The sequence below is a fragment of the Anabaena sp. CS-542/02 genome (assembly GCF_028331085.1).
Lineage (GTDB): Bacteria > Cyanobacteriota > Cyanobacteriia > Cyanobacteriales > Nostocaceae > Anabaenopsis > Anabaenopsis arnoldii.
The window spans coordinates 1-10,120 of sequence record NZ_JAQMTM010000118.1 but is presented as its reverse complement, the minus strand read 5'-3'; the positions used below and the strand labels follow the sequence as shown (position 1 = coordinate 10,120).

Annotated in this window: 9 protein-coding genes, 1 tRNA gene and 1 pseudogene; 6 read left to right on the top strand and 5 right to left on the bottom strand. The window is 43.7% G+C overall.

The genetic code is table 11. The features are described from left to right. Positions 1–141 (top strand): annotated as a pseudogene (locus PN447_RS13025) (photosystem II q(b) protein); the annotation flags it as partial. Between the two features lie 208 nt (positions 142–349). Here PN447_RS13025 and PN447_RS13020 read toward each other — a convergent pair. Together PN447_RS13020 and PN447_RS13015 are read right to left on the bottom strand one after the other, a co-directional pair. Next, positions 350–1,477, bottom strand: coding sequence for an aldo/keto reductase (locus PN447_RS13020; RefSeq protein ID WP_271763471.1), 1,128 nt, complete (start codon positions 1,475–1,477; stop codon positions 350–352). 69 nt (positions 1,478–1,546) lie between these two features. Next, positions 1,547–2,044 (bottom strand): bifunctional nuclease family protein, encoded by a 498-nt coding sequence (locus PN447_RS13015; protein WP_271763470.1) that lies wholly within the window; start codon positions 2,042–2,044, stop codon positions 1,547–1,549. 339 nt (positions 2,045–2,383) lie between these two features. Between PN447_RS13015 and PN447_RS13010 the strand changes: the two genes are divergently transcribed. After that, positions 2,384–3,046, top strand: a complete 663-nt coding sequence (locus tag PN447_RS13010; RefSeq protein WP_271763469.1) for a riboflavin synthase — start codon at positions 2,384–2,386, stop codon at positions 3,044–3,046. Between the two features lie 55 nt (positions 3,047–3,101). Here the strand turns inward: PN447_RS13010 and PN447_RS13005 are convergent, their stop codons facing one another. Next, the gene (locus PN447_RS13005) at positions 3,102–4,595 is read right to left on the bottom strand and encodes a M23 family metallopeptidase (RefSeq protein ID WP_271763468.1); all 1,494 of its coding nucleotides are present in this window, start codon (positions 4,593–4,595) and stop codon (positions 3,102–3,104) included. An 83-nt stretch (positions 4,596–4,678) separates the two neighbouring features. Then, the gene (locus PN447_RS13000; protein ID WP_271763467.1) at positions 4,679–5,518 is read right to left on the bottom strand and encodes a biotin--[acetyl-CoA-carboxylase] ligase; all 840 of its coding nucleotides are present in this window, start codon (positions 5,516–5,518) and stop codon (positions 4,679–4,681) included. 76 nt (positions 5,519–5,594) lie between these two features. On the opposite strand from PN447_RS13000, the gene pgeF reads away from it, so the two are divergent. Further along, on the top strand, positions 5,595–6,386 hold the full coding sequence (gene pgeF / locus PN447_RS12995; RefSeq protein WP_271763466.1) for a peptidoglycan editing factor PgeF: 792 nt from the start codon (positions 5,595–5,597) through the stop codon (positions 6,384–6,386). A gap of 46 nt (positions 6,387–6,432) precedes the next feature. Beyond that, positions 6,433–7,266 carry a metallophosphoesterase gene (locus PN447_RS12990; RefSeq protein ID WP_271763465.1) on the top strand — a complete coding sequence of 278 codons (834 nt, stop codon included), beginning with the start codon at positions 6,433–6,435 and terminating at the stop codon, positions 7,264–7,266. Between the two features lie 584 nt (positions 7,267–7,850). Here PN447_RS12990 and PN447_RS12985 read toward each other — a convergent pair. After that, positions 7,851–8,462 (bottom strand): J domain-containing protein, encoded by a 612-nt coding sequence (locus PN447_RS12985; protein WP_271763464.1) that lies wholly within the window; start codon positions 8,460–8,462, stop codon positions 7,851–7,853. Between the two features lie 33 nt (positions 8,463–8,495). Here PN447_RS12985 and PN447_RS12980 point away from each other — a divergent pair, with 33 nt between their 5' ends. Continuing rightward, positions 8,496–9,593: a tocopherol cyclase family protein gene (locus PN447_RS12980; protein ID WP_271763463.1), complete on the top strand. Its 1,098-nt coding sequence runs from the start codon at positions 8,496–8,498 to the stop codon at positions 9,591–9,593. A 43-nt stretch (positions 9,594–9,636) separates the two neighbouring features. Beyond that, positions 9,637–9,710 (top strand) — tRNA-Arg (locus PN447_RS12975). Positions 9,711–10,120 lie beyond the last annotated feature (410 nt).

The following is a 10,120-nucleotide window of genomic DNA, read 5'->3' as shown; positions in this document are numbered from 1 at the left end:
GCTACCTGGGCTGATGTGATCAACCGCGCTAACCTGGGTATGGAAGTAATGCACGAGCGTAACGCTCACAACTTCCCCTTAGACTTGGCTGCTGGTGAAGTTGCTCCTGTTGCTTTGACTGCTCCTGCAATCAACGGTTAAGAGATTAAGGTTAAGAAACCTAAAATAATACTTTCTCCCCTTGATGAAAGCGCCCTTCCCACCGGAAGGGCGCTTTTGGTTTGGTAATACAGCGATCCGGGGGTTAGAAACCCCTGTCTGAAAGCTAAAGTCAGATAAATCTGACTAAAAGATTAGGTATTTGATACTCTTGACGGGATGCTGCTGCTAGTCAACATACCCTGGCCATTCACCATAATCTTCTCCTAGATTTGCCGCTTAATCTCTCGTGAGTATCTTCTAATAAAGCGGGAATATTTAGGTTTTCTGGACAGCGCGGTAAACAGTCACCGCATTCGGTACAACGGTTAGCTTTCATTCCGGGAAACCAGTGACCGGCATTTTCAAACATACCGTAACGATATTTTCCATAGTCATTCATATCATAAGCTACAGCGAGATTGCGTAATCGCAAAACTTCGGGAATATTGATATTGTCTGGACAAGGTAAACAAGCATAACACTGGCTGCATTTATCAGTTTTCAAAGCAGCTTTCTGGTGTTCTTCTAACCGTTGGAAAGCTAAAGTTTCTGAGAATGTTAACGGTTGAACACTATCGGACTCCTGTAAGGGTTTGATTAATTCTTCAGAAGTGGCTGGCCCCACGCTCAAGGTAGTAATACGATGATCGCTGAGTAAAAATCGATAGTTTAATTCTAAAGGTGAATAAGGCTGACACAGGTCTGTTAATGTTTGGGGTGGCGTGTAGAGGCGACCGCCCTTATCAGCTGGGGAAATGATAAAAATCCCCATGTCCTTGTTAGCTGCTAGCTCAATTGCTGGTGCATTACGCTGGAAAAAATAGTAATAATGTAGATTGACAAATTCAAAGAAATCTGTATTGATGGCTGCTAAAATTACATCCAATGAACCGTGGGTGGAAAAACCAACATGGTGCACTCGACCATCATCAACAGCTTCCTGAACGGCTTTCATGCAGCCATTGTTGGCCTGCACCCACTGGACATGCTCCCAAGTATTTAAGCCATGAATTCCTAGGCAATCTAGATAATCTAGATTTAGTCTTTCTAGTGATTCATTGATATACCGACGCATACTATCAGCATCAACTGTAGGCGGGATTTTGGTGGTGATGTAAACCTGGGAACGGGGTACTGTCAATCGGCCTTTGATAGCTGCACCAAGATATTCCTCACTTTTGCCATAACCTCTAGCTGTTTCAAGATGATTGACTCCCAGGGCTAAGGCTGTAACAATTGTCTGCTGTGCATTTGTGACATTAGTCAGGTAGCGCATTGTTCCCAAAGAAAAGACTGAGAGGTGTAGGTTTGTTTTGCCAAAGCGTCGGTATTGCATGAAAAGTTAGCGGAAAGGGGGGTGGGGAACGGAGTGAGCACAGACGCGACTAATCACGTCTCTGCTCATTTAGCTGTTTCCATTACCAAAGCGCTTGATCAAATCTTCGGGACGAAGATTGGAGATAAATTCCCGGAAGGCTTGCTGTTCTGCTTCATCTGCATCCCGGTCAACAGGGATGGAAGCATCGGAAACCACTTCTTCCATGACCCAGATTGGGGAATTAGTACGCAGAGCAATGGCGATCGCATCGCTAGGACGCGCATCAATTTCTTTTTTGATTTCGCCTTGCTGGACAATTAAGGCTGCATAAAATGTGTCCTTTTGTAACGAGTGAATAATCACCTTTTCCAGAATCATCGAACATGACTCTAAAAGATTCACAATTAAGTCGTGGGTCAAAGGCCTGGGAGGCTTTTGATTTTCAAGCGCCCCCATAATTGCCCTAGCTTGTTCCTGTCCAATATAAATTGGCAAAGCACGGCGATCTGAGGAATCTTTCAAAAGTACGATCGGACTGCGGGTTATGGCATCTAATGCTATGCCAGCGACTCTCATTTCAATCATTGCCTAAGCCTCTACAATCCTGTGAATGATTGGGCGCTCCGTAATAAATAATACCATTGACTGGGGTAAGTTGGGTAGGGGAATAAACATAAGCATTGTTCTCTATAATTGCTTCTATTAAACTCCGAACTTGTTGTGAACACCAGAGTAAGTCAAAGTCATCTAACTAGACAATAACCTTCTTAACCAAGTATGCCTTGTGAATGATGCGAATGTGTTAATAAATTTATAATAAAAACAGTCTGAAATTATACTTAAGGTGTTCGTCATTCATGTCAGAATTACAGTGAATTTTGGGCAAAATTAGGCAATAAATACAATTAGTTTGAGAAAAAAGCCGTGTTTACAGGATTAATCCAAGCCTTAGGAACGATGAAACCCATAGGGGGGGATTCTTGGCAAATTACCTTTGTAAGTCAATCTTCTGTTGTGATTATGCAGGATTTGGCTTATGGCGACAGCGTTGCTGTAGATGGCGTGTGTTTAACAGTGGAAAAAATTTTCCACAATGGCTTTATCGCCACTGCTTCGCCGGAGACTCTCAGCCGCACCACCCTGGGAGATGAGCAAACACAACAGAAATATGTCAACTTAGAAGCCTCCCTACGGGTGGGTGGTAAAGTCGGCGGTCACTTTGTTATGGGTCATGTAGATGGTATAGGTCAATTAGTAGAGGCCAAGCAAACGGCTAGTTCTTGGGAAATGACCTTTACTGCACCCGAAGCGATCGCGCGGTATATTGTCCCCAAGGGTAGCATTGCTGTGAATGGTATCAGCCTCACAGTAGCTGTATATGATCCCGAATTATATCAGTTCACAGTGGCAGTCATTCCCCTTACCTATGAGGAGACAAATCTCCGCTATCTTGTCCCTGGTAGTTGGGTAAATTTAGAAGGGGATATTCTCGGCAAATACGTGGAAAAATTTGTTTCTCCTGGCAAAAACCACCGGAAAAAAGATATACTAACACCTGAGTTCTTAGCAGAACATGGCTATTTGTGAGTAGGGAAAGTCAAGAAATTTGACTTTTGACTTCCCCCAGAGGGTTGCCCTATTCTTAAGGAACCCGAGCTGTTTGTAAAGCTTGTACCAACTGATTAAAGGCAACCTCTAATTTTACACCGGAGTCAACAGCAACCCAACCTTGTGGTTTGAGGTGGCGGACTTCAAAGTGTAGGTGATTCCCTGTAGAATTACCAGTGCTACCAACTCGGCCAATGACGGTTCCCTGTTCCACCATTTGACCGGGTTGGACAAATAGTTCTGACATATGAGCATAAAGGGTTTGTTGAGCAGAAGCATGGTTAATAATTACGGTTAAACCATAACCACCCAACCAGTTGGCAGTTTCCACCGTACCGGCTGCTGCTGCTACTACTGGTGTACCCATAGGAGCAGCCAAATCTGTGCCGGAGTGGAAGCGGATATCGCCTGTAATGGGATGATTTCTCCAACCAAATACCGAACTAATGCGAGCAGGTATAGAAAGCGGAAAGATCATACCCCCATGACCATAGGCGACGGAACCTGTAAAGGGAATTTGTGGCAATACTGATGCTAGGGGGAAGTCATAAGCTACTGTACTGGGGCGGGGTGCAATATTCCCTGCGGCCATGGGTGGGGGTAAAGTCTCACCACTGGCTACAATAGCAGATCCTAACGCTGATGTAATAGGGTTAGGGGTAAACCGATGAGAGGGAGAAGCGGTTTTGTTAGCACTATTAGCACTATTAGATGGAACCCATCTGTTGCTGCTGTGATTATTTAGGGCTGGAACCTGCGCTAACTGAATATTTTGGCTGGTTTTCACCCAGCTTGGTGCTGTTTTCTGATGGCGTGCAGCTTCCCGGGTGGCTGGAGCACAACTACTCCCTGATATACTTTGCCCAGAGGGTAAAACAGTTTGACAACCACTATACCGTTCTGTTAGCACCACGGAGTTAGGTGCTTGATAAGTAGCCGTTGTCTTGGTAGTGTAATTGGTAGGGTCAATATAGGCGTTATTATAATCCGTTGTTGTCCCTGCTGTTGCACTTGTTGGTCTGTCCGAGTTATTTGATGGCTGGGCAACTTTTGGGAGTTTTTCAGGTAAAGCCTGGGGTGTTGTAGGTTGGGCTACTTCAGTTTTGGGTTCCTCCCAGGTCACATTTGCTCTGGGAGTAGAAACCTCAGTTTTGGGTTCCTCCCAGGTCACATTTGCTCTAGGAGTAGAAACCTGTTGTTTAGTACGTAGTTGCTGTATAAGGTCAGCTTGTTCTTCTGGAACTGAAGATTCTGGTTGGGATGGTGCGGAAGAAACAGTCTCTTTTTTGAGACTCTTTGGTATTACTACTGCTGGAACCGAGTAACTTTCAATCGTGGGAACAATATTATCTATACTTGTTTCTGTTTGGGCAATTGCCAAACCCCCACCTAAGAGGCTGACAGTAGTTAGCAGAAAAAAGCCTTGTGCTGGTAGCGTAGATGCACATATGTGGAGCAGCTTCGCGTAAGGATAGCATCTTAATGAGTTCTGTGAATGGTGTTGGGCAGATTTATGGCGCTGCGTCATTGCTTCTCTGTGTTGTTATAAATTAGCCTAAAGAGATGATTTGAGTGCTTTGTCTAGCCTAAAGAGCGAAATTTTCAACAAACCTAAAACAAAACAGAAGATTTACGGTAACCCAAACTGATTGTACCGGGTTCGAGATAAATTTCTGGCATTTTTATGTCATTTGGCTCTTTTATCTCAAAGGATATGTGGAGATTTCCCTGGGTCGTTACGCCCACTACAGTGCCTAAAAGATTATCTATGTATACTTGCTCACCAATATTTGTCAATAAATCTAAATATTGAGACAAGAGTACACTTATTCCTTCTTGACTGAGACAGTCTATACCGGATTGTATTCCTACCAAAACTGTTTTCGTGAGCATTTCTAGACCAGAGATAGCCTGATGAGGCTGGGAGGCCTGCCAGGATTGGAGATTGATACCAGTTTCGGGTACTGGGTTAGCCCAGTTAATGCCGACGCCAATTACCGCTTGTGTGATCTGTCCGTTATTGACTTTTGTTTCTGTCAAAATGCCGCCGAGCTTTCGACCCTGCAAGACTAGGTCATTGGGCCATTTAATGCCCACACTGATGCCGCACTGACGCAACTGGGCAGCAATCCCCCAAGCACTGGCTAAGGTAAGCCGATAACTATCGGCAGCTTCTAGTTTAGGAACAACACCCACCGAAAGATATAATCCGCCGGGGGGAGAAATCCACTCACGACCCCATTGTCCCCTGCCAGAAGTTTGATGAGTTGCAATTACTACAGAGTTTTTATCAGCCCCATCCTTCAGCAAGCGCCACAGGGTCTGATTAGTTGAAGGAACACTTTCAAAAATATGCAGGGAAGATGGTATATAAGTATACTCAACTTTCGATTCCAGCTGACTTTCTAAGGGTTGCCGAATGACTTCGCCACCCGATCTATCAAATCCCACAGCAGTTAACCCAAATCACGTTCTTCAAGTTAGCATTAATTGACTGATGTTGAATTTTGTTTAGGTTTGGCTCAAGATGCACACTTGGCATTGGCACAATTGGCAAGGACTACCCTATCTTACTTGTAGTCTTCTTAAAGATTGGCATCACGGCTTTTTTACTCAGCAGTTTTGGCCGCGATCGCCTGAAGATTTGACAAAAGTACTGCACCCAGAAGCATCAGCTTATCGCCTCCAACAGGTACATGGCAATATTGTTCTCACCCCAGAAGACATTGAGGGGAAGACGGGGGGCGAGGATTGCGGTCTAGTTTTGGGAGATGGTGTGATCAGCCAACAGCCACTACAAGCTGTTTGGGTAGCTAGTGCCGATTGTACACCTGTATTGATTGCTGATGTCAAAACTCGACAAGTAGCTGCACTACACGCGGGTTGGCGGGGAACAGCAGCGAAGATTGTTCCCGTGGCTATCACCCGATTGCAAGAGCAAGGTAGCAAACTGGATGATTTACGCATTGCAATCGGACCGGCGATCGCCGGTGAGGTTTATCAAGTTTCTCTGGATGTGGCTGCCCAACTTGGTGCTACTATTACACCCTATGCAGAGCAAGAGCAAATTATAGGTGCTTTGCATGAGTTACCAAATTCACCGTTATTGGTAGACCCCGATCCAGGAAAGGTAAAGTTGGATGTGCGGCGAGTCAATGTTTTACAACTGGAAAGCTTGGGTATGAGCGCCGAACAAATAGCGATCGCTCCTTACTGTACTTACCAAACTCCAGAATACTTCTTTTCTTATCGTCGGGAGAAACAGAAAAAAATTCAATGGTCGGGAATTGTCAGCGCCATAGACCCAGATATATTGTGATCTTTGATAAGCTGTAAGCACTGGTACGAGGAGTCTCTGTTGTACTATGAACTGGTTGTTTACGGGACGTTTAAGAGTAGATGAAGTAACGGTTAAGATTGCGGATTTGCCAAAATCTTTACAGGGTATAAAACTGGTACAGTTGACAGATTTTCACTATGATGGTGTGAGAATTTCTGAAAAACTGTTAGCACAAGCGATCGCCGCTAGTAACAAGGCTGAACCCGATATAATTTTATTAACTGGTGACTATGTAACCGACGATCCTACACCCATTCACCAACTAGCCTTACGACTTAAAGATTTACAAAGTCGCTCTGGTATTTATGCCGTCCTCGGTAATCATGATATACATTACCAGCACTCAAAAACAGAAATAACATCTGCCCTGAATAACATAGGGGTTAATGTCCTGTGGAATGAAATCGCCTATCCTTTAGGACAAGAGTTACCAATTGTAGGACTAGCTGATTATTGGTCACGGGAATTTAACCCTGCACTAGTTATGAACCAACTCAACCCTAGTACACCCCGCATTGTTTTATCCCATAACCCGGATACGGCTAAAGTTTTGTCACAGTGGCGAGTAGATTTACAACTATCTGGACATACCCACGGAGGTCATATTGTCCTACCAGGAATTGGCCCTGTGATTTTCCATTATCAAAAGCTGCTAAAACAACTTCCTCAAAAAGTGCGCCAATGGGAACCTGCGTTACTAGCCAACTGCTCAAAAGTAGTCCGATACTGGGAATGGGCAAAAGGTTTTCATCAAGTGTTGGACAATCAATTATATGTCAGCCGTGGCTTAGGAACTTATAGTCCAGGACGTTTATTTTGTCCACCTGAAGTCACTGTAATTACCTTAATTGGCGACTAGTTATTTATTATTTAATCATAAACCGCCACAAGTTACGATGGAAAAGTATCAGTAACCTATGGCGGCTTATTAGATATCTAGTGTTTAGATGAAATTTGAAAAACAGGGTGAATTAACTCAAATAAAGTGGACGATTTTCGCAACCATTGATCTGACAATTGATCATCCTTAATTACTATCAACAGGCATCTGTAGGTGGAACTTCTAAAACCTCCAAAAAGATCAATTAACTCAAGGTGGAAAACTTTGGCGACAGGATGCAACAAATGATTTCTGATTGCGAGTTCATTAGAGCAGGAGGTACAGGCTCCAATTTATAGGTTTTTTAATTAACTTTTAATTCCTTTGTACCTTATTTGTAATTTAGCACCCTCTATTCAATTTGTGTAAGATATTTACCAAACTTGAACAGCATTAACTTTCTGTCATATTTTTGTAAATTATCTTAATATAGTATTTCCCATGCTCGTGAGGTACAAAGTTGTTTAGTTTCAGGGAACAGGGAACAGGGAACAGGGAACAGGGAATTGATGTGTACTTCATTAGCCTGAAAAAGGCTTTATTTCCCTGACTATGGGCTGAAATCATCGCCAACGCCTGTTTACCCTCAGTAGTTTTTTGATTTGCTGACAGCATCTTGATAACAGGGGTTGACGCTGGAATATCAGTCTGGATGACCTTGAGTACGTGGAATCAGAGTATCCGCGGACATTCCGTTCTAAGGATGCAGCTTTATTTAAATCTGTAGTAGCTCTATATTCAAACCCCAGTTGAGAACAAACAAACCCCCGATACTTGTATGCTTCAATGTAGGTGGGATTGAGGCTAATAGCTTGGGTAAAATTTGCGATCGCCTCCTCATATTGTCCTCTACTGGCATTCTCTACTCCCCAGTTATAAAAAGTTTCAGCATCCCAGCGCTGAACAGATATATTTACCTGATGAATTGAAAGATTTGGAGGCGAAGCAGAAGGTAAACTGGTAGTGTTTAGCTGTTGAGACTTGAGTTGCTTGTAAGCTAGATTGATTTGTTTGATTTTTGACTCTGCTTCCTGTTTTTCCTCATGGTTAAAAAAGCGATCAGGATGCCAAATCTTTACCAATTGACGGTAAGCTTGCTTCACCTGTTCCTGTGACGCACCGGGCGTTAGTCCTAAAACTTCATAAGCATGATTAATATCGAGGTAATCGCTCATACTGAAAGAAACAGGCAACTCTTATATAGATATATGTTAACTATTCCCCTAAATTTTTTGCACTCAAACCAAACTCCTCATAGTGGATACCATTGGGACGGTAGTAGTCGCCGCTTTTTTGAAGGTTGGTATTATCGCCTAACTTTACCTGATTGTGGTCAAACCTTCGCGTTCATGTACTCCATAGAAGACCCCATTGGAGGCCAACCCTATAGTGGCGGTGCTGCTCAAGTCCTCGGACCCAATGATGAGTATATATGTCGTACTTTTCCTGATGTCAAAGGATTTTGGGGTAGTCGAGATGTTCTCGCATTAGGTCATTGGGGTAAAACCGACCTCAACACCCTACCTTTATATCTCATCCCGACCGAGTTTAAACATCATGTCCAAGAAGGCTATCAAGCCACAGCTACCTTAAATCAAGGAGAGATTTACGATCCGGCTACTGGTAATTATTGCCGTTGGCTATACGACATTGAGCCGATATACTACTGGGGGAATCAAAATAGTCTTCAGCAATCAACCGCCGGTTGGCTGTCATCTTTACAGATTTTTGAACCTGGATGGCAAATCTTGATGGCTCACGGGTTAGCAAGTGGTAGGATTGATTGGAACGGTAAAATCTATGAATTTACAAATGCGCCAGCTTACGCAGAGAAGAACTGGGGCGGCGCTTTTCCCCAAAAATGGTTTTGGTTGAATTGTAATCACTTTGATGGCGAACCCGATTTGGCTTTGACGGCTGGCGGTGGCAAGCGTGGTGTATTGTGGTGGATGGAATCTGTGGCCATGATTGGCCTGCACCATCATGGCAAGTTTTATGAATTCGTTCCCTGGAATGCAAAAGTAGAATGGGATATTCAGCCGTGGGGTAGATGGCAAATGCGCGCCAAAAACTTACATTATGAAGTTGAATTGACCGGAACCACGCCTTTACCTGGTACACCTCTGCGCGCGCCGACAGCAAATGGTTTATTATTCTGTTGTCGGGATACCATGCAGGGAAAATTAAATTTGGAGTTACGAAAATTAACTCATAGCAAATCTCAAACAATCCTCAAAGCACAGAGTTCTCTATGCGGTTTAGAAATAGGCGGCGGTTCTTGGGATAATTCTTGGCAGTCTACCTAAAAATCCTGCTATCATAGTATCTGTTTGCATATGCTTTGTAGTTGGGGCTGTAGCTCAGATGGATAGAGCGAGCGCCTCCTAAGCGCTAGGTCGCCGGTTCGAGCCTGGCCAGTCCCGTCCTGAGGAAATGATTAAATCAACAAGAAAGTCGGAAATGGTATTTAGTTTTCCGACTCACTTGATTATATGGTATCAAATGCGATATGTCCTGTTAATGCAGCTTTGTCTGTGTATTATGTGAAAAAATCGGCATTGCATAATCGAAGATGAATGGTGTTTCTCGTACCAGCCCTGCTTATACCCATAGAGTTCCTGCGGCTCTAGCAGGAAGTGCTTTAGAAGCAAGGGGAAGAGGATGTTTGTCAAGTCATGATTAGTGTATCAACTATTGTTTTACCCCACCCTCTCCTTGCAAGGGTAGGTTTTTAATATGATCTGTGAAGGCAAGACTAGGAAGACAAGGAAGGAAAGTGGACAAGGAAGATTTTATACGGACAATGGTCTTTTAAGGGGCTATTTTTCTTACT